The organism is Curtobacterium sp. MCBD17_023, assembly GCF_003224415.1.
Classification (GTDB): domain Bacteria; phylum Actinomycetota; class Actinomycetes; order Actinomycetales; family Microbacteriaceae; genus Curtobacterium.
The window spans coordinates 1-19,135 of sequence record NZ_QKLJ01000003.1 but is presented as its reverse complement, the minus strand read 5'-3'; the positions used below and the strand labels follow the sequence as shown (position 1 = coordinate 19,135).

The following is a 19,135-nucleotide window of genomic DNA, read 5'->3' as shown; positions in this document are numbered from 1 at the left end:
CCCGATGGCCTTCCCGCGGCCCGCTCCCTGGCCGCCGCCTGGACGACGAGCGACGCGGGACCCACCACGATGGACGGATGGACATCTTCCTCCGACTCCTCGTCGCGATCGGGATCGCCCTGCTCGTCACGGCCGTCGCGTCGCTCGTCCTGCACCTGGTCTTCCGGGCGCTCGGTCGGCGGGAACGCTGGGCTGCCGCGCTCTCCCGGCGCACGAAGCACCCGACCCGCACCACCCTGCTCCTCGCCATGCTCTGGACGGCGTTCAGCACGAGCATCCCGCGCGACGCCGACCGGTTCCCGTGGCGGGACGAGGTGTCGCACGTCTTCCTCATCGCGATGATCGGCGTCGGGTGCTGGTTGGCCTGCGAGCTCGCGATCTTCCTCGAGAGCCTCGGGCTGCACAAGTACCGCGTGGACGTCCCCGACAACCGGGTCGCCCGCCGGGTGCGAACGCAGGTGCTCATCATCCGGCGACTCACCGTCGCCGTCCTCGTCATCATCGCCGTCGGTGCGATCCTGCTCACCTTCCCCGGGGTGGAGGCCGCCGGCGCGAGCGTCCTGGCGAGTGCCGGGCTCCTCTCGGTGATCGCCGGTCTCGCCGCGCAGTCGATGCTCGGGAACGTCTTCGCGGGCATGCAGCTCGCCTTCTCCGGCTCGATCCGGGTCGACGACGTCGTGGTGGTGGAGACGCAGTGGGGCCGGATCGAGGAGATCACCCTCACCTACGTGGTCGTGCACCTGTGGGACGACCGGCGGTTCGTGCTGCCCTCGACCTACTTCACGAGCACCCCGTTCGAGAACTGGACCCGCACGGGCAGCGAGCTGCTCGGTGCGGTCGAGTTCGACCTCGACTGGCGGGTGAGCCCGTCGGAGATGCGCGAAGAGCTCGACCGCATCCTCGAGACGAGCACGATCTGGGACGGCCGCACCAAGGTGCTGCAGGTCACGGACGCCGTCGGGGGACTGGTGCGCGTCCGCATCCTCGTCACCGCGCCCGATGCCGGCGGCCTGTTCGACCTCCGGTGCTACGTCCGCGAGGAGATGGTGGAGTGGATGCAGCGCCAGCACCCGGAGGCACTGCCGCTGCAGCGCGTCCAGCTCACCGACCCGGTGCAGGAGCCCGCGGCACCGCGCCGGCCGCGGAGCGAGAACGACTCCCAGCTGTTCGGTGAGGGCGACGAACGCTCCGCCCTGTTCACCGGCCCGATCCAGACCTCGGGCATCCGCGCCGAGGACGTCCCGCCCGAGCGGCGCTGACCAGCTGTCCCATGACGGACGGGAGGCCCGCTACCAGCTGGTAGCGGGCCTCCCGTCCGTCGTGTGGTGCCGTCAGCGTGCTGCGCGCTGCTTCGCCTTCACCGCGCGGTCGTCCTCGACGACCGTGCCGACCGCCACGATCGTGGTCGAGAGCCAGGCCACCCAGGTCAGGGCGAGCCGCCAGTCGCGCGGTCCACGCCTGGTCGTCTGCAGCACGCTGTAGCCGCTGATGAGCGAGCCCCACACCGCACCGCTGAACATGAACTTCCGCACGGGTTCCTCCTGTCGTCGTCCGGCCCACGTTACCGGGCGGTACATTGGAGCGCCGCCGGGCGCACAGGGACCGCCGGCCATCCCAGCAAGGAGTCGCATCGTGCGCCAAGCCGTCATCGGAGCCGTCCTGCTCGCCGTCGGGGCGGTGTGCGTCGCCCTCGGGTTGCTGCCGCTGCCCGAACTCGCGGCGCTCGCGGAGCGGGTCCTGCCGGTGCTCGGCTTCGTCCTCGGGCTGACGATCGTCTCCGAGCTCGCCGCGGACGCGGGCGTCTTCGACCGGCTCGCCGACCTCGCCGCGCGGGTCGGCGGCGGACGGACGATCGGCCTGTGGGCCGCGGTCGTCGTGCTCGCCGTGGTGTGCACGGTGTTCCTGTCGATCGACACCACCGCGGTCCTGTTGACACCGATCGTCATCACGCTCGCGCGCCGGGTCGGGCTGCCGCCGATGCCCTTCGCCCTCACCACCGTCTGGCTCGCGAACACGGCATCGCTGCTGCTGCCGGTGTCGAACCTGACGAACCTGCTCGCGGTGGACGGCATCGGACTCGACGGGCCGCTGCCGTTCGCCGGGCTGATGGTGTGGGCGGCGCTCGCCGGGGTCGTCGTGCCCTGCGCGGTGCTGCTCGTGGTGTTCCGTCGCTCGCTGTTCGGGCGCTACACGCCGGTCGGGCTGCGGAAGGCGTCCGATCCGGTCTTCTCCTGGGCGGCGTCCGTCGTCCTCGTCGCCCTGGTCGTGGCCCTGACCGCGGGGGTCGAGGTCTGGGTCGCCGCCGTCCTCGCGGCGCTCGTGCTCATCGGGGTCGCGGCGTGGCGGGCACCCGCGGAGCTCAGGCCGTCCCGCGTGCCCTGGTCCACGCTCGTGTTCGCCGCCGGGCTCTTCGTCGTCGTCGAGACCCTGCACGGCACCGGGGTCACCGACCCGATCGTCCAGGCGGTCGGCGGGGGCACCGGGACAGGTCCGCTGCTGCTCCTCGGCGGGGCAGGGGCCGTCGCGGCGAACGCGATCGACAACCTGCCCGCCTACCTGGTGCTCGAACCGGCCGCGGGGCACGAGGCCCTGCGGTACGCGGCGCTGCTCGTCGGCGTGAACGCCGGGTGCCTCATCACGCCGTGGGCCTCGCTCGCGACGCTGCTGTGGCACGCGCGGCTCACGGCCGAGGGCATCCACCTGTCGTGGGGGCGCTACATCGCCCTCGGGTGCGTGGTCGCGCCGCTCACCGTCGTCGCGGGCGTGCTGGCGCTGCAGATCTGATCCGTCGTGCCCGGCGCGCTCGCGGTGCCGGCACTCAGAGCCAGTCGCGGTGCTTGAACGACCGGTAGAGGACCAGCGACGTCACCACGGTGAGCGCGAGCGACGCCCACAGCCCGCTCCACTCGCCCTCGCCGGGGAACTCCACGTTCTGCCCGAAGAAGCTCGTGATGCCGGTCGGGATGGCGATGATCGCCGCCCAGCTCGTCACCTTCTTCATGACGGTGTTCTGCCGGTTCGACGCCAGGTTCAGGTTCGTCTCCAGGACGCTGGAGACCGCGTCGCGCTGCTGCTCGACGGTGTCCGCGATCGACACGAGGTGGTCCTCCACATCGCGGAAGTACGGGCGGACCCCGTCGACGATCGTCTCGGCGTCACCGTGCAGCAGCGACCCCACGCTGTCCCGGGTGGGGACGACGAGCCGGCGCAGCACGCCGAGCGCCTTCCGGAGCCGGAACGAGCGCCGCTGGATCTGCTGCTCGCGCGGGTCCCCGTTCTCGAACAGGTCGTCCTCGAGCGCGTCGATGTCCCGCTCGATCGTCTCGAGGACGCTCGTGGCGTGGTCGACGACCGTGTCGAGCAGGCCCCACAGCAGCCACGGGACCCCGTGGTCGGCGAGGTCGCTGTTGGCGTCCCACCGGCGCTGGACCGCGGAGGTGTCGAAGTCGGCGCCGTGGATCGTCACGAGCGCGTGGGAGGTGACGAACGCCTTCACCTCGTGGGTGACGAGTCCACCGTCCTCGCCGGGGCCGTGCGCGTCGTAGACGACGAGGAACAGGCTGTCCCGGTACCGGTCGAGCTTCGGGCGTTGCCCGCGCTCCACGGCGTCCTCGACGGCGAGGGCGTGGATGCCGAGCTCGCCCTCGACCTGCTCGAGGTCGGCCGGTGTCGGATCCGTGAAGTCGACCCAGACGAAGGCGCCGTCGCGGGCGACCAGTTCCGACACGTGTCCGACCGGGAAGTCCTGCTCCGCCGGCGACCCGTCCTGCCAGCAGCGCGTGCTCACCATGGGGCGAGCCTAGTGAGGCGGTCCGGTGGCACCCGACGGTTTGGGCGCTCCGGTGCCCGTCCGTGAACATCCGCTCAGCCCGGTCGACCGGTCGCTGGTAGTTTCGGGGTCGACGCCCCGGCAGGCCGCCGGGCAGGAACGGAGCACCCGCCACCCATGCCCGCAGACCGCACGGACAGCACCCGGTACGCATTCATCGTCGCCTCGAACCGACTGCCCGTCGACCGGGTGGTCGAGGAGGACGGTTCGGAGGGCTGGCGGCACTCTCCCGGCGGCCTGGTCACGGCGCTCGAGCCGGTGATGCGCCAGAACGACGGGGCCTGGGTGGGGTGGGTCGGCCAGCCGGACGTCACGGTCGAGCCGTTCGACAACGAGGGCATCCACATCGTCCCGGTCCCGCTCAGCGCGGACGACGTGCAGGAGTACTACGAGGGCTTCAGCAACGACACACTGTGGCCCCTGTACCACGACGTCATCGAGCACCCGAGCTACCACCGCGACTGGTGGAACGCGTACAAGCGTGTGAACCAGCGCTTCGCGGAGCAGGTCGCCGAGATCGCCGAGCAGGACGGCATCGTCTGGGTGCAGGACTACCAGCTGCAGCTCGTGCCGGCGCTCCTGCGCACCCTGCGTCCCGACCTGACGATCGGGTTCTTCAACCACATCCCGTTCCCGCCGGTCGGCATCTACGCCCAGCTGCCCTGGCGCGCGCAGATCCTGGACGGCCTGCTCGGTGCGGACGTCATCGGGTTCCAGCGGCAGGACGACGCGAGCGACTTCCTCCGTGCGGTGCGGCACATCAAGGGCTACACGACGAAGGGCTCGATCGTCGACGTCCCGGTGGACGACCCGCAGGCACCGCGGAGCCGCAAGGGCGTCACCGTCCGGCACGTCGAGGCCCGGCACTTCCCGATCTCGATCGACGCCGAGAGCTTCGAGGAGATCGCCCGCCGTCCCGAGGTGCAGCAGCGCGCGAAGGAGATCCGCGACGGTCTCGGCAACCCCACGACCGTCCTGCTCGGCGTCGACCGGCTCGACTACACGAAGGGCATCCGCCACCGCATCAAGGCGTTCGGCGAGCTCGTCGAGGACGGCCGCCTCGCGGTGGAGGACGCCGCGCTCATCCAGGTCGCCAGCCCGAGCCGGGAGCGCGTCGACACCTACCGGATGCTCCGCGACGAGATCGAGCTCACCGTGGGACGCATCAACGGCGACCTCGGCGTCATCGGCCACCAGCCGATCTCGTACCTGCACCACGGCTACCCCCGCGAGGAGATGGTGGCGCTCTACCTCGCCGCCGACATCATGCTCGTCACGGCGCTCCGCGACGGCATGAACCTCGTCGCGAAGGAGTACGTCGCGAGTCGCTTCGACAACGACGGCGTGCTCATCCTCTCCGAGTTCGCCGGTGCCGCCGACGAGCTCAAGCAGGCCGTCATCGTCAACCCGCACGACATCGGGGCGCTGAAGGACTCCATCCAGCGCGCGATCGAGATGCCCCGACGGGAGCGCTCGACGCGCATGCGGGCCCTCCGCAAGCGCGTGCGGGACAACGACGTGGCGCGCTGGTCCCGCTCGTTCCTCGAAGCGCTCGACCGCCATGCGCCGAAGAGTGCCCAGATCGACCCGGACGCAGCCGACCAGGGGGAGCCGCACCGCGAGGCGCCGACCGACGGCACGTCGATCTTCGACCAGGACGCCCAGACCGCGCGCGCCGCCGAGGACACCCGGGAGGACCGCGATGCCTGACCGGACGACGGAGACCGGTCTCGCCCAGGCGCTCGAGACGCTCGCGGCTGCGCCGCGACTGCTCGTGGCGCTCGACTTCGACGGCACGCTCGCGCCCTTCGCGGACGACCCCGCACGGGTGGGTGCGCTGCCCGGCAGTTGGGCCGCCGTCCTCACCCTGCAGCGCGCGCGGGACACGGAGGTCGTGCTCGTGTCCGGACGGCCGCTCGGCAGCCTGGCAGCGGTGTCCCACGCGCCGGAGACCATGGCGCTGATCGGCTCGCACGGCGTCGAGTGGCGTGTCGACGGCCACGACGAAGCCGCGCTGACCGAAGAAGAGACCGCCAGGGTCGCCCGGATCGGCGCTGCACTCGACGCGGTCGGTGCCCGCCACCCCGGCGTCGTCATCGAGCACAAGCCGGCGGGCCACGGTGTGCACACCCGGCGGGTGAGCGCGGAGGAGGCCGCCGCGACGAACGCCGAGGCGAGCCGTGCCGCGCACGACGCCGATCCCGGCGTGCTCGAGCGCGGGGGCAAGGACATCCTCGAGTTCGCGGTCCGCCACGTCACGAAGGGCGACGCGATCGACCGCCTCCGGGAGCTCCGCGGAGCGGACGCGGTGTTCTTCGCCGGCGACGACGTCACCGACGAGGACGGCTTCCGGGTGCTCCGCGACGGCGACGTCGGCGTGAAAGTGGGGGAGGGGGACACCCTGGCCGCCCACCGTGTCGCCGACCCGGCAGCCCTGACCGACGTGCTCAAGCAGCTCGGACGACTCCGGGCCACGCGCTGACCGAGGGCGCAACACGATGCAGACGCATGGTGTTGCGCCACTGGTATCCCAAACGGTCCTAGACTCTGGACATGCCTGACATCGACGTGAAGCCGCGCAGCAGGGTCGTCACCGACGGGATCGAAGCAACCACTTCGCGTGGCATGCTGCGGGCCGTCGGGATGGGCGACGAGGACTGGGAGAAGCCGCAGATCGGCATCGCCTCGTCCTGGAACGAGATCACCCCCTGCAACCTCTCCCTCGACCGCCTCGCCCAGGGCGCCAAGGAAGGCGTCCACGGCGGCGGCGGGTACCCGCTGCAGTTCGGCACCATCTCCGTGTCGGACGGCATCTCGATGGGCCACGAGGGCATGCACTTCTCGCTCGTGTCGCGTGAGGTCATCGCCGACAGCGTCGAGACGGTCGTCAGCGCGGAGCGCCTGGACGGCACCGTCCTGCTCGCCGGCTGCGACAAGTCCCTGCCGGGCATGCTCATGGCCGCCGCGCGCCTCGACCTGGCGAGCGTGTTCCTCTACGCCGGGTCGGTCATGCCGGGCTACGTCAAGCAGGCCGACGGGTCGATGAAGGAAGTCACGATCATCGACTCCTTCGAGGGTGTCGGTGCGTGCAAGGCCGGCACCATGACCGAGGAAGAGCTCAAGAAGATCGAGTGCGCGATCGTCCCCGGTGAGGGCGCCTGCGGTGGCATGTACACCGCGAACACGATGGCGAGCCTGGCCGAGGCGCTCGGCATGTCGCTCCCCGGCTCCGCCGCGCCGCCGAGTGCCGACCGCCGCCGCGACTACTACGCGCACCGCTCGGGTGAAGCCGTCGTGAACATGCTCCGCCTGGGACTGACCGCCCGGCAGATCCTGACGCGCGAGGCCTTCGAGAACGCCATCACCGTGCTCATGGCCCTCGGTGGGTCGACGAACGCCGTGCTGCACCTCCTCGCGATCGCCCACGAGGCCGAGGTCGAGCTCACCCTCGACGACTTCAACCGCATCGGCTCGAAGGTCCCGCACCTCGCCGACATGAAGCCCTTTGGCAAGTACGTCATGGTCGACGTCGACCGCAACGGCGGCATCCCGGTGATCATGAAGGCCCTGCTCGAGGCCGGCCTGCTGCACGGCGACTGCATGACCGTCACGGGCAAGACGGTCGCCGAGAACCTGGCGGCGATCGACCCGCCCGAGCTCGATGGCGAGGTCTTCCGGAAGATCGACAACCCGATCCACGCGACCGGTGGCCTGACGATCCTGCAGGGCTCGTTCGCGCCGGAGGGTGCCGTCGTCAAGACGGCCGGCTTCGACGCCTCCGTGTTCGAGGGGCCCGCGCGGGTGTTCGACCGCGAGCGTGCCGCGATGGACGCCCTCACCGAGGGCCGCATCCAGAAGGGCGACGTCGTGGTCATCCGCTACGAGGGACCCAAGGGCGGACCGGGCATGCGCGAGATGCTGGCCATCACGGCGGCCATCAAGGGCGCAGGCCTCGGCAAGGATGTACTACTGTTGACGGACGGTCGATTCTCAGGCGGCACAACCGGCCTCTGCATCGGCCACATCGCACCGGAAGCCGTGGACGCAGGTCCAGTGGCATTCGTGCGCGATGGCGACCGCATCCGTGTCGACATCGCGGCTCGCTCGCTCGACCTACTGGTCGACGACGCCGAGTTGGAATCCCGCCGAGCAGGCTGGGAACCGTTGCCCCCGCGCTACACCCGCGGAGTCCTCGCGAAGTACGCCAAGCTCGTCCAGTCCGCCGCCCTCGGCGCGGTCACGGGCTGACGTCGACACCCGACACATCGCCATCCCTCCAGGCAAGGAACCGTTCATGCCCACGGAAGCCACACCGCTGTCCGCTGCCGGAGCACGTCGCTCACCAGAGGTCCTGACCGGCTCGGGAGCCGTCCTCCGGACGCTCGAGCACCTCGGGATCACCGACGTCTTCGGCCTGCCCGGCGGCGCCATCATCCCGTTCTACGACGAGCTCATGGCGTCGACGACCATCCGCCACATCCTGGTCCGGCACGAGCAGGGCGCCGGCCACGCCGCCGAGGGCTACGCGTCCTCGTCCGGCAAGGTCGGCGTCGCGATCGCGACGTCCGGCCCCGGTGCGACGAACCTCGTCACCGCGATCGCCGACGCCTACATGGACTCCGTGCCGTTCATCGCGATCACCGGGCAGGTCTTCTCGACCCTGATGGGGACGGACGCCTTCCAGGAAGCCGACATCGTCGGGATCACGATGCCGATCACGAAGCACTCGTTCCTCGTCACGAAGCCCGAGGACATCCCCGCCACGATCGCCGCCGCGCACCAGATCGCGACGACCGGCAGGCCCGGCCCGGTGCTCGTGGACATCACCAAGGACGCGCAGCAGATGTCGGCGCCGTACATCTGGCCGCCGAAGATCGACCTGCCGGGCTACCGTCCGGTCACGAAGGCACACGGCAAGCAGATCACCGCCGCCGCGCAGCTGCTCGCCGAGTCGAGCCGCCCGGTCCTGTACGTCGGCGGCGGAGTCATCCGTGCCGGTGCCTCCCCGGAACTCCTGCGCTTCGCCGAGGCGACGGGCGCGCCGGTGGTCACGACGCTCATGGCGCGCGGTGCGTTCCCGGACTCGCACCCGCAGCACCTCGGCATGCCGGGCATGCACGGCACCGTGCCCGCGGTCCTCGGGCTCCAGGAGAGCGACCTCATCATCGCGCTCGGCGCCCGCTTCGACGACCGTGTGACCGGGAAGGCCGACGAGTTCGCCCCGGACGCCAAGGTCGTGCACGTCGACATCGACCCGGCCGAGATCTCGAAGATCCGCTTCGCCGACGTGCCGATCGTCGGGGACGCGAAGGTCGTGCTGGCGGATCTGCTCGAGGCGTGGGCCGCCGTCGACCAGTCCGAGCGCGCCTCCACGGCCGACTGGTGGGCGCACCTCGACAAGATCCGTGCCGACTTCCCGCTCGGGTACGTCGAGCCGCAGGACGGCCTCATCGCACCGCAGCACGTCATCCGCCGCATCGGCGAGATGACCGGACCGGAGGGCGTGTTCGCCTCCGGTGTCGGGCAGCACCAGATGTGGTCGGCACAGTTCATCCAGTACGAGCGCCCGAACGCGTGGCTCAACTCCGGCGGCGCCGGCACGATGGGCTACTCCGTCCCCGCAGCCATGGGTGCCAAGGTCGCCCAGCCGGACCGAGTGGTCTGGGCGATCGACGGTGACGGCTGCTTCCAGATGACCAACCAGGAGCTCGCGACCTGCGTCATCAACGACATCCCGATCAAGGTCGCGGTGATCAACAACTCGTCGCTCGGCATGGTGCGGCAGTGGCAGACGTTGTTCTACGACGGCCGGCACTCGTTCACCGACCTGCAGACCGGGCACGGCACCCGCCGCGTGCCGGACTTCGTCAAGCTCGCGGACGCCTACGGAGCCCTCGGCATCCGGGTCGAGCGTCCCGAGGACATCGACGCCGCGATCCAGCTCGCGCTCGACACCAACGACCGCCCGGTCGTCATCGACTTCGTGGTCAGCCGCGACTCGATGGTCTGGCCGATGGTCCCGCAGGGTGTCGGCAACTCCTCCATCCAGTACGCCCGCGAACTTGCGCCCACCTGGGACGACGAGGACGCCGACATGACGGGGGAGCCCGCATGAGCCACGTCCTGTCCCTCCTCGTGGAGGACAAGCCGGGTCTGCTGACCCGTGTCGCCGGGCTGTTCGCCCGACGCGGCTTCAACATCGAGTCGCTCGCCGTCGGCAGCACCGAGGTGGACGGCCTGAGCCGCATCACCGTTGTGGTCGACGTCGAGGACCTGCCGCTCGAGCAGGTGACGAAGCAGCTCAACAAGCTCGTCAACGTCATCAAGATCGTGGAGCTCGACTTCCCCCAGTCGGTGCAGCGCGAACACATGCTCGTGAAGGTGCGTGTCGACAACCAGACCCGGTCCGCGGTGCTCGACGCCGTGACGCTGTTCCGGGCGCAGGTCGTCGACGTCGCCACCGACTCGCTCGTCGTCGAGGTGACCGGTGACCCCGGCAAGATCCAGGCGATCCTGCGCGTCCTCGAGCCCTACGGCATCAAGGAGCTGGCCCGCGCCGGCCTCCTCGGCATGGGCCGCGGACCGAAGAGCATCACCGACCGGGTGCGCTGAGCACCGGTCAGCCAGAGACCACCGAACCAAGGAGATCACGCACCGTGACTGACATCGTGTACGACGCCGACGCCGACCTCAGCCTCATCCAGGGCAAGAAGGTCGCGGTCATCGGCTACGGGTCGCAGGGCCACGCCCACGCCCTCAACCTCCGCGACTCCGGCGTCGAGGTCAAGATCGGCCTCAAGGAGGGCTCGAAGAGCCGCCAGAAGGCCGAAGAGGCCGGCTTCGAGGTGCTGACCCCGGCCGACGCCACCGCGTGGGCCGACGTCGTCGTCATCCTCACCCCGGACCAGGTGCAGCGGATCGTCTACAAGGACGACATCGCCCCGAACCTCAAGCAGGGTGCGACGCTCGTCTTCGGTCACGGCTTCAACATCCGCTACGGCTACATCGAGGCGCCGGAGGGCGTGGACGTCTCGCTCGTCGCGCCGAAGGGCCCGGGGCACACCGTCCGCCGCGAGTACGAGGCCGGCCGTGGTGTCCCGGTCATCGTCGCGGTCGAGGTCGACGCGTCCGGCAGCGCCTGGGACCTCGCCTGGTCCTACTCCAAGGCCATCGGCGGTCTGCGCTCCGGCGGCATCAAGACCACGTTCACCGAGGAGACCGAGACCGACCTGTTCGGTGAGCAGGCCGTCCTCTGCGGTGGCACGTCGCAGCTCATCCAGTACGGCTTCGAGACCCTGGTCGAGGCGGGCTACCAGCCGCAGATCGCCTACTTCGAGGTCCTGCACGAGCTCAAGCTCATCGTCGACCTCATCTGGGAGGGCGGCCTCACCAAGCAGCGCTGGTCGATCTCCGACACCGCCGAGTTCGGCGACTACGTCTCCGGCCCGCGCGTGATCTCGCCCGAGGTCAAGGAGAACATGAAGGCGGTCCTCGCCGACATCCAGGACGGCACCTTCGCGAAGCGCTTCATCGAGGACCAGGACGCCGGTGCCCCGGAGTTCCAGGCCCTCCGCGAGAAGGGCGAGGGGCACCCGGTCGAGGCGACCGGCCGCGAGCTCCGCAAGCTCTTCGCGTGGAAGCAGGCGGACTCCGACTACGTCGACGGTTCGGCCGCGCGGTAGTCTGCCTGAGACAAGCTCGACCCGCGAGGCGGCGGTGCAGTGCACCGCCGCCTCTCGATGTGACCCGGACACGATGCAGCAGCTCCTCCAGAACCCCGACGTCTCCGGACGTCGACACAGCGCGACGACGCCCGACGTCGTGCCGGTCGTCGCGCCCACGGCGTGGCGCGGGCCCGCCGCCGGACATGGGATGATCGTCGGATGGCGGTGACGAGACGAGCGGTCCACATCGGCGCCGGCAAGATCGGGCGCGGGTTCGTGGGCCAGTTCCTCGTGGCGAGCGGCTACGACCTGACCTTCGTCGACGTCGACGAGCGTGTGGTCGCCGCCCTGAACGAGGCCGGCCGGTTCGTCGTGCACGAGGTCGGCGAGATGCCGGTCGAGCACACCGTCGCCGGGTTCCGCGCGCTGAACAGCAAGACGGACCGCGACCGCGTGGTCCGGGCGATCGCCGAGGCCGACGTCGTCACCACCGCCGTCGGGGCCCGCACCCTGCCTCTCGTGGCGCCGCTCATCGCGGAGGGCCTCGCGGCCCGTCCGCTCGACCGCGGCGAGGTGACGATCGTCGCGTGCGAGAACGCGTTCAACGCCACCGACTCCCTGCACGCGAGCATCCGCCGTGCCCCGATCCTCGAGGACCGCGACATCGCCGCGGTCTTCGCGAACTGTGCGATCGACCGCATCGTCCCGGACCAGTCCGGCGTCCTCGGCCAGTCCGGCGGTCTCGACGTCGTGCTCGAGCCCTTCTACGAGTGGGTCATCGAGCGCACGCCCTTCGCCGGGACCGCCGCCGAGCACCCCGTCATCGACGGCGTGACCTGGGTGGACGACCTGCAGCCGTTCGTCGAGCGCAAGCTCTACACCGTCAACACCGCGCACGCGACCGCCGCCTACCACGGCTGGGTGCGTGGCATCCGGCTGATCCGGGAGGCCCTCCAGGACCCCGCCGTGCGCGCCGAGGTCGACGGGGTGCTCGCGGAGACGACCGCACTGCTCGTCGCGAAGCACGGCTTCGACCCGGAGGAACACGCGCGGTACGTCGCGGCGAACCTGACGCGCATCGCGAACCCGCTCCTGCCGGACACGACGCTGCGCGTCGGCCGGAACCCGCTGCGCAAGCTCGGTCGCCGCGAGCGGTTCATCGGCCCGGCCGCGCAGCTCGCGGAGCGGGGCCTCCCCGTGGACCACCTCCTCGGCGCCGTCCGCGTCGCGCTCGAGTTCGACGACCAGGACGACCCGGAGTCGTACGAACTCCACGCGCTGCTCCGCTCCGGTGCGACGGCGCACGCCCTCACCGAGATCCTCACCGGACTGATGGAGGGCCACCCGCTGTTCCCCGCCGTCCGCGACGTCGTGGCCGGTGTCCTCGAGACCCAGCCAGCCCAGGCATGAGCGGCGACCCTCGTAGACTCGACGGCATGACGGAGGCACGCGAACCCGACGACGACGCCCTGTCGTGGGGTGACGCGGACGACGCCACGCACGTGGACGCCGCGCACAACCCGATCGCCGTCCGAGAGCGCGACGAGCGTGACCCCGACGCGCCCGAGACCTCCGGGGCGCTCATCGGGTTCGGCGTGTTCGGCGGGCTGTACCTGCTGTACACCGTGGCGTGGCTGCTCACCGCCTCGACGACCTACGTGTCCGGCGTCGACCGGGTGCTGAGCGGCTACGTCGAGGTCCTGCGCTTCCTGTCGATCGTCGCCCCGGCGCTGTGGTTCACGGTGGTGCTCTGGGCGGCCCGCGGTCGGAGCACCCGCACCCGCCTGCTGTGGATGCTCCTCGGCGCGGTCGTCCTCTTCCCCTGGCCGTTCCTCATGACGCGGAGCTTCGGGTGACGGCGGTCGACGGCCGTGCGGGCCGCGCGGCACGGTCCCGCACCGGACTCCTCGGCCGGATCGCGATCTGGGCCGTGTTCGCCGTGCTGCTGGCGTACATGACCGTGCAGAGCGTCGGGAACCTCGTCACCGTGTCGCGCTCGGTGCAGGAGTTCAACGCGTTCATCGCGAGCTCGTCCGGAGGTGATTCGCTCCGACGCGCCGTGCCGTGGGTCTGGCTCGTCCTGGACATCGTGATCGCGCCGCTGGCCTTCGTCGTCGCGCTGTGGGTCACCCGCCGGTCGACGCTCGCGGTGACGGCAGCGGTGTTCCTGCTCGCCTTCGCGGCGGCCGGAGCGCTCTGGCTCGACCTGCAGCTCTTCGTCCCGCGCCTGCTCGACTTCTGAGCCGGACGGGCCGTCCGGGTCGGCGACGGTGACGGCGTCGTAACGACCCCGTCGCGTCGGTAGGGTGGTGGTACACCACCCGTCTCGTGTGAGGAACAGCAGTCGTGTCGAAGCCGGTCGTCCTGATCGCCGAAGAACTCTCGCCCGCCACCGTCGACGCCCTCGGGCCCGACTTCGAGATCAGGAACGTCGACGGCACCGACCGTCCGGCCCTGCTCTCCGCGCTGTCCGACGCGCACGCGATCCTCGTCCGGTCCGCGACGAAGGTCGACGCCGAGGCGATCGCCGCGGCACCGCAGCTGCAGGTCATCGCCCGCGCCGGCGTCGGGCTCGACAACGTGGACATCAAGGCGGCCACGACCGCGGGCGTCATGGTGGTGAACGCGCCGACGTCGAACATCATCTCGGCTGCCGAGCTGACCGTCGGGCACATCCTGTCGCTCGCGCGCCACATCCCGGCGGCGCACGCGTCGCTCGCCGCCGGCGCATGGAAGCGGTCGTCCTACACGGGCGTCGAGCTGTACGAGAAGACCGTCGGCATCATCGGCCTCGGTCGGATCGGCGCGCTCATCACGCAGCGCCTCCAGGCCTTCGGCGTCTCGGTCATCGCGTACGACCCCTACGTCACGACGGCTCGTGCACAGCAGCTCGGGGTGGAGCTCGTGTCCCTCGAGGACCTGCTCCGCCGTGCCGACTTCACCACGATCCACATGCCGAAGACCCCGGAGACGATCGGCATGATCTCCGACGACCAGTTCGCGCTCATGAAGCCGACCGCGTTCGTCATCAACGTCGCCCGCGGCGGCCTCATCGACGAGGACGCGCTGTACCGCGCCCTGACGTCGAACACGATCGCCGGTGCCGGGCTCGACGTCTTCGTGTCCGAACCGCCGAAGGACTCGCCGCTCGTCTCCCTGCCGAACGTCGTCGTGACGCCGCACCTCGGCGCCTCGACCGACGAGGCGCAGGAGAAGGCCGGTGTCGCCGTCGCCAAGTCGGTCCGCCTGGCACTCGGGGGCGAGCTCGTGCCCGACGCGGTCAACGTCGCCGGCGGGGTCATCGACCCGTACGTGCGGCCCGGCATCCCGCTCGTCGAGAAGCTCGGCCAGGTCTTCACCGCGATGGCGACCTCGCCGGTCACGAGCATCGACGTCGAGGTGCACGGCGAGCTCGCCGAGTACGACGTCAGCGTGCTGAAGCTCGCCGCGCTCAAGGGCGTGTTCACCGACGTCGTCAGCGACCAGGTCTCCTACGTCAACGCGCCGCTCATCGCGGAGCAGCGCGGCGTCACCGTCCGGCTCATCACCGACGGCGACAGCCCCGAGTACCGCAACCTCCTCACGATCCGCGGCGCGCAGTCCGACGGTCCGGCGATCAGCGTCTCCGGCACGCTCACCGGCTCGAAGCAGGTCGAGAAGCTCGTCGAGATCAACGGCTACGACGTCGAGGTCGCGCTCGACAAGCACCACGTGGTCATGGCCTACACGGACCGGCCGGGCATCGTCGCGGTGTACGGCAAGGAGTTCGGCGACGCGGGCATCAACATCGCCGCCATGCAGATCGCCCGCCAGTCGGCCGGTGGGGAAGCGCTCAGCGTGCTGACCGTCGACTCGCCGGTCCCGGACGAGGTGCTCGAGCACGTCCGTTCCACCATCGACGCGGCGTCGCTCCGCGAGATCGACATCACGCTCTAGGAGACCCATGTCGCAGACGCTCAAGCTGGCGGTCATCCGCGGGGACGGCATCGGCCCCGAGGTCGTCGACGAGGCCCTCAAGGTCCTGCACGCGGTGGCCGGTGCGGAGCTCGACGTGCAGGAGACCGCCTTCTCGCTGGGTGCGAGTCGCTTCCTCGAGACCGGGGACGTCCTCACCGAGGACGACATGGCGGCGATCGCCGAGCACGACGCGATCCTCCTCGGAGCCGTCGGCGGTGACCCGCGGGACCCGCGGCTCGCCGGCGGGATCATCGAGCGCGGGCTGCTCCTGAAGCTGCGGTTCGCGTTCGACCACTACGTCAACCTCCGGCCGACGACCGTGCACCACGCCGTCGCGTCACCGCTCGCCGCACCCGGGGACGTGGACTTCGTCGTCGTCCGCGAAGGCACCGAGGGCCCGTACGTCGGCAACGGCGGCGCGATCCGCGTGGGGACGCCGCACGAGATCGCCACCGAGGTCTCGCTCAACACCGCGCACGGCGTGGAGCGCGTGGTGCGGTACGCGTTCGACCTGGCCTCGCGGCGACCACGGCAGCACCTCACCCTCGTGCACAAGAGCAACGTCCTCGTGCACGCCGGGTCGCTCTGGCAGCGGACCGTCGCCGCTGTGGGCCAGGAACACCCGGACGTCACGGTCGACTACCAGCACGTCGACGCCGTCATGATCCACATGGTGCGGGAGCCGTCGCGGTTCGACGTCATCGTGACGGACAACCTCTTCGGCGACATCATCACCGACCTCGCCGGGGCGATCAGCGGCGGCATCGGTCTCGCCGCCTCCGGGAACATCAACCCGGACGGCACCTTCCCGAGCATGTTCGAGCCGGTCCACGGATCGGCGCCCGACATCGCCGGCCAGCAGCTGGCCGACCCGACCGCCGCCGTCCTGTCCGTCGCCCTCCTGCTCGACCACATCGGCCGGCCGGACCTCGCGGCGGCGGTGACGCAGGCGGTCGAGGCCGACCTCGCCGACCGGGGCACCACACGGCGGTCGACGGCCGAGATCGGTGACGCCATCGTCGCCGCGGTCACCGCACGCACCACCACGGCCTGACAGGAGCCATCCCATGAGCAACGACACCAGCGACGGCAGCGACAGCAGCGGCGCCGACTTCGCACTGGACTTCGCGACCACTCCGTCCCCGGAGCGTCGTGCCGCGGCGGAACGCGAGGAGATCCTCGCCGACCCCGGCTTCGGCAAGCACTTCACCGACCACATGGCGTCCGTCTCGTGGACGATCGACGACGGCTGGCACGACGCCTCGGTCCACGCGTACGGACCGCTCTCCCTCGACCCGAGCGCGAGCGTCCTGCACTACGCGCAGGAGATCTTCGAGGGCATGAAGGCGTACCGGCACGCCGACGGGTCGGTGTGGTCGTTCCGTCCGGACGCGAACGCGCGACGGTTCGCCCGTTCCGCGCGACGGCTCGCGCTCCCGGAACTGCCCGAGTCGGTCTTCGTCGAGTCCGTCCGGCAGCTGGTCCGCGCGGACGAGGCCTGGGTGCCGTCGGCTCCGGAGACGAGCCTGTACCTCCGCCCGTTCATGATCGCGACCGAGGCCTTCCTCGGCGTCCGCGCCGCCCACGCGGTCCAGTACCACTGCATCGCGAGCCCAGCTGGGGCGTACTTCACCTCGGGGCCGGAGCCGGTGTCGATCTGGCTGTCGACCCGGTACGCCCGCGCAGCCCGGGGCGGCACCGGTGCGGCCAAGACCGGCGGCAACTACGCGGCGTCCCTGCTCCCGCAGCAGGAGGCGTACGAGCACGGCTGCCAGCAGGTGATGTTCCTCGACTCCGAGAAGGGCGAGTACCTCGAGGAGCTCGGCGGCATGAACGTGGTCCTCGTCCGCGCCGACGGCACGCTGATCACGCCCGACTCGGACTCCATCCTCGAGGGCATCACGCGCGACTCGATCCTGCAGCTCGCGGTGGACCGCGGCCTCCGGGTCGAGCGTCGTCCGGTCAGCCTCAGCGAGTGGCGGGACGGCGTCGCGGACGGCACCATCACCGAGGCCTTCGCGTGTGGCACCGCGGCGGTCGTCACGCCGATCGCGGAACTCCGTGGTGATGGCTTCACGATCGGTTCGCCGACCACCGGTGCCGGCGAACTGACGATGTCGCTGCGTACGGAACTGACGGACATCCAGTACGGACGCCGTCCCGACCCGCACGGGTGGATGGTCCGGTTGACGGAGCCGACGACCACCACGAGTGCTGAGTAGGGTCGACGCGTGAAGATCGCACGGTTCAGCACCGAGGGGGAGGACCCCCGTTACGGCATCCTCGATGAGCGCGCACTGGTGGTGCTCGCCGGCGACCCGATGTACCAGGGCTTCGAGACGACGGGGGAGCGGGTGCCCCTCGCGGACGCGAAGCTGCTCGCCCCGGTCATCCCGCGGTCGAAGGTCATCGGCGTCGGGCTCAACTACGCCGAGCACGTCTCGGAGATGGAAGAGCACACCGCCGACGACCCGGTGGTGTTCCTCAAGCCGAACACGTCGGTCATCGGTCCCGAGGACCCGATCCGGCTGCCCGCCGACATCGGCCGCGTCGACCACGAGGGCGAGCTCGCCATCGTGATCGGGTCCCTCGCCAAGAACGTCGCGAAGGAGGACTTCGCGAGCGTCATCCTCGGGTACACGATCGCGAACGACGTGACCGCCCGTGACCTGCAGGCGCGCGACGGCCAGTGGGCCCGCGCCAAGGGCTTCGACACGTTCTGCCCGCTCGGTCCGGTGATCGAGACCGAGATCGACCCGTCGGACATCCGCATCGAGACGCGCGTCGACGGGGACCTCCGTCAGGCCGCGTCCACGAACGAGATGGTGCACGACATCCCGACGCTCATCGAGTTCATCTCGTCGATCTGGACCCTGCTCCCGGGCGACGTCATCCTGACCGGCACCCCGGCGGGCGTCGGCGCGATCCGCGACGGCGAGGTGGTGGAGGTCACGATCTCCGGCATCGGATCGCTCCGCAACCCCGTGATCGCTCGGCACTGACCGGCGACGGCACTGACCGGCGACGTCGCCGACCTCGAGGCCCGACACCGTCACGGTGTCGGGCCTCCGTCCGTCCCGGGGCCGGCCCCGTGCGCGCTGGCCGTGATCCGCGGAGGCGTGGGCGACACGCCCGGGATGGACCCCGGTTGGCAGGTCCTCGCAGGCTGTGTAGAGTAATCACTCGTTGCCGCTGAGGCGGAGAACGGATCGGCCGAGACGCTGACGGAGTTCGACTCCGGGAGATGCAGTCTGGCTCCGGTTCTTCCCCGGGCAACGAGCCAGCCTCTCTGGCGAAGCATCCTGGTGGTGTGGAGTGGGGAGTGCGTCTGGTCCTTGAGAACTCAACAGCGTGCACATTGTCAATGCCAATTTTATTGACCTCGTGCCTGGTCGGTTTTTTTCCGGTCGGGTCATGAAGCAATTCCTTTTGGATTGAAGATTGTCAGTAGACAGTCAACAGTCAAGATCAACTCGCTGGCACTTCGGTGTTGGTTGTAATTTTTTTACGGAGAGTTTGATCCTGGCTCAGGACGAACGCTGGCGGCGTGCTTAACACATGCAAGTCGAACGATGATCAGGAGCTTGCTCCTGTGATTAGTGGCGAACGGGTGAGTAACACGTGAGTAACCTGCCCCTGACTCTGGGATAAGCGTTGGAAACGACGTCTAATACTGGATATGACT

17 protein-coding genes and 1 rRNA gene are annotated in these 19,135 nt (G+C 70.1%); 16 read left to right on the top strand and 2 right to left on the bottom strand.

Annotation, left to right across the window (positions count from 1 at the left end; translation table 11 throughout):
• Positions 1-77: 77 nt before the first annotated feature.
• Entirely contained in the window at positions 78-1,259 is a 1,182-nt protein-coding gene (locus tag DEI84_RS04850) for a mechanosensitive ion channel family protein (RefSeq protein ID WP_110824473.1), read from the top strand.
• Between the two features lie 72 nt (positions 1,260-1,331).
• Here the strand turns inward: DEI84_RS04850 and DEI84_RS04845 are convergent, their stop codons facing one another.
• On the bottom strand, positions 1,332-1,532 hold the full coding sequence (locus DEI84_RS04845) for a hypothetical protein (RefSeq protein ID WP_110824472.1): 201 nt from the start codon (positions 1,530-1,532) through the stop codon (positions 1,332-1,334).
• Positions 1,533-1,632: 100 nt separating this feature from the next.
• Between DEI84_RS04845 and DEI84_RS04840 the strand changes: the two genes are divergently transcribed.
• A complete protein-coding gene (locus DEI84_RS04840) occupies positions 1,633-2,784 on the top strand; it encodes an SLC13 family permease (RefSeq protein ID WP_110889897.1) in 1,152 nt (383 codons plus the stop codon).
• A 34-nt stretch (positions 2,785-2,818) separates the two neighbouring features.
• Here the strand turns inward: DEI84_RS04840 and DEI84_RS04835 are convergent, their stop codons facing one another.
• The gene (locus DEI84_RS04835; RefSeq protein ID WP_110824470.1) at positions 2,819-3,790 is read right to left on the bottom strand and encodes a magnesium transporter CorA family protein; all 972 of its coding nucleotides are present in this window, start codon (positions 3,788-3,790) and stop codon (positions 2,819-2,821) included.
• 156 nt (positions 3,791-3,946) lie between these two features.
• On the opposite strand from DEI84_RS04835, the gene otsA reads away from it, so the two are divergent.
• The 14 genes from otsA to DEI84_RS04765 form a co-directional block, all read left to right on the top strand.
• Entirely contained in the window at positions 3,947-5,539 is a 1,593-nt protein-coding gene (otsA, locus tag DEI84_RS04830) for an alpha,alpha-trehalose-phosphate synthase (UDP-forming) (protein WP_110889896.1), read from the top strand.
• A complete protein-coding gene (otsB, locus tag DEI84_RS04825; protein ID WP_110889895.1) occupies positions 5,532-6,311 on the top strand; it encodes a trehalose-phosphatase in 780 nt (259 codons plus the stop codon). The genes otsA and otsB overlap by 8 nt, the downstream gene beginning before the upstream one ends.
• Before the next feature lie 71 nt (positions 6,312-6,382).
• Positions 6,383-8,077, top strand: a complete 1,695-nt coding sequence (ilvD, locus tag DEI84_RS04820; RefSeq protein WP_110889894.1) for a dihydroxy-acid dehydratase — start codon at positions 6,383-6,385, stop codon at positions 8,075-8,077.
• Positions 8,078-8,123: 46 nt separating this feature from the next.
• The gene (locus DEI84_RS04815; protein WP_110824466.1) at positions 8,124-9,944 is read left to right on the top strand and encodes an acetolactate synthase large subunit; all 1,821 of its coding nucleotides are present in this window, start codon (positions 8,124-8,126) and stop codon (positions 9,942-9,944) included.
• Entirely contained in the window at positions 9,941-10,441 is a 501-nt protein-coding gene (gene ilvN / locus DEI84_RS04810) for an acetolactate synthase small subunit (RefSeq protein WP_110824465.1), read from the top strand. Before DEI84_RS04815 ends, ilvN begins: the two co-directional genes overlap by 4 nt.
• Before the next feature lie 44 nt (positions 10,442-10,485).
• Positions 10,486-11,511 carry a ketol-acid reductoisomerase gene (gene ilvC, locus DEI84_RS04805; protein WP_110824464.1) on the top strand — a complete coding sequence of 342 codons (1,026 nt, stop codon included), beginning with the start codon at positions 10,486-10,488 and terminating at the stop codon, positions 11,509-11,511.
• 201 nt (positions 11,512-11,712) lie between these two features.
• Positions 11,713-12,903 carry a mannitol-1-phosphate 5-dehydrogenase gene (locus DEI84_RS04800; protein WP_110824463.1) on the top strand — a complete coding sequence of 397 codons (1,191 nt, stop codon included), beginning with the start codon at positions 11,713-11,715 and terminating at the stop codon, positions 12,901-12,903.
• Positions 12,904-12,929: 26 nt separating this feature from the next.
• Positions 12,930-13,349 (top strand): hypothetical protein, encoded by a 420-nt coding sequence (locus DEI84_RS04795; RefSeq protein WP_110889893.1) that lies wholly within the window; start codon positions 12,930-12,932, stop codon positions 13,347-13,349.
• On the top strand, positions 13,346-13,735 hold the full coding sequence (locus DEI84_RS04790; RefSeq protein WP_110889892.1) for a hypothetical protein: 390 nt from the start codon (positions 13,346-13,348) through the stop codon (positions 13,733-13,735). The genes DEI84_RS04795 and DEI84_RS04790 overlap by 4 nt, the downstream gene beginning before the upstream one ends.
• Before the next feature lie 104 nt (positions 13,736-13,839).
• The gene (serA, locus tag DEI84_RS04785) at positions 13,840-15,429 is read left to right on the top strand and encodes a phosphoglycerate dehydrogenase (RefSeq protein WP_110889891.1); all 1,590 of its coding nucleotides are present in this window, start codon (positions 13,840-13,842) and stop codon (positions 15,427-15,429) included.
• A gap of 7 nt (positions 15,430-15,436) precedes the next feature.
• On the top strand, positions 15,437-16,504 hold the full coding sequence (locus tag DEI84_RS04780) for a 3-isopropylmalate dehydrogenase (protein ID WP_110889890.1): 1,068 nt from the start codon (positions 15,437-15,439) through the stop codon (positions 16,502-16,504).
• 13 nt (positions 16,505-16,517) lie between these two features.
• Complete coding sequence (locus DEI84_RS04775; RefSeq protein ID WP_110889889.1) at positions 16,518-17,672, top strand: branched-chain amino acid aminotransferase; 1,155 nt, start codon at positions 16,518-16,520, stop codon at positions 17,670-17,672.
• A 9-nt stretch (positions 17,673-17,681) separates the two neighbouring features.
• Entirely contained in the window at positions 17,682-18,452 is a 771-nt protein-coding gene (locus DEI84_RS04770) for a fumarylacetoacetate hydrolase family protein (protein WP_110824457.1), read from the top strand.
• A gap of 502 nt (positions 18,453-18,954) precedes the next feature.
• Positions 18,955-19,135 (top strand): 16S ribosomal RNA (locus tag DEI84_RS04765); the annotation flags it as partial.